This window comes from Prescottella defluvii, from assembly GCF_000738775.1.
Taxonomy (GTDB): domain Bacteria; phylum Actinomycetota; class Actinomycetes; order Mycobacteriales; family Mycobacteriaceae; genus Prescottella; species Prescottella defluvii.
Genome location: NZ_JPOC01000122.1, coordinates 1 through 793 on the forward strand (window position 1 = coordinate 1; position 793 = coordinate 793).

2 protein-coding genes are annotated in these 793 nt (G+C 67.8%); both read left to right on the forward strand.

The window, feature by feature from the left end; all coding sequences use genetic code 11:
- The coding region (locus IJ15_RS0123975; RefSeq protein WP_031940842.1) for a ferritin-like domain-containing protein at positions 1–377 on the forward strand (377 nt) is incomplete at its 5' end.
- 86 nt (positions 378–463) lie between these two features.
- Positions 464–793: nuclear transport factor 2 family protein (locus tag IJ15_RS0123980; RefSeq protein WP_031940843.1), on the forward strand; the 330-nt coding region annotated here is incomplete at its 3' end.

The following is a 793-nucleotide window of genomic DNA, read 5'->3' on the forward strand; positions in this document are numbered from 1 at the left end:
TCTTCGCCTACGGCGTGGTGGCCGCCTTCTCGAATCCCAACCGCTCCGATCTGGTCTCGGCGAACACCGCCGCCCACCGGGCACGTCGTGACGCGACCATCGACGCGTTGACGGCCGCCAGCGTCGACGCCCCGCAACCGCAGGCCGCGTATTCGGTGCCGTTCCCGGTGACCGATCCGACCTCCGCCGCCCAGCTGGCCGCGCAGATCGAGGCCGACACCGCGGTGGCGTGGCGCTCGGTGATCGAACGCAGCCAGTCCGAGCACACGCGCGAGGTCGGCGTCACTGCACTCACCGAAGCCGCTGTCCGCGCAGCGAACTGGCGCGCCATCCTGGGTGTGGTGCCGGCAACGACAGCGTTCCCCGGCCAGCCCTGACTTCTCCACTGAGCGGGAAAGCCTCTCGCGCGGCGCGCTGCAGGACCTAGGTTCTGTGACACAGATCGCAACCGAGAGGATTTCCCATGACGGAACGCACCATCGAACAGCGCCTCGACGACCTCGAGCGGATCGAGGCCATCAAGGCACTCAAGCACCGCTACCTGCGGGCGTGTGACGCCAAGGACGCGGACACCTTCCGCGCATGCTTCATCGACCGGGGCGCCGAGATCGACTACGGCCCGCTCGGCAAGTTCGACGACGCCGATCCGATCGCCGAGGTCTTCCGCACCATCGCCCTGCAGAAGGTCGACGGCAGGAACGTCATCCTCGACATGCACCACGCCTTCCACCCCTCCATCACGCTGCACGGCGACGAACTCGCCTCCGGTCAGTGGACACTGGCGTTCCGTCAG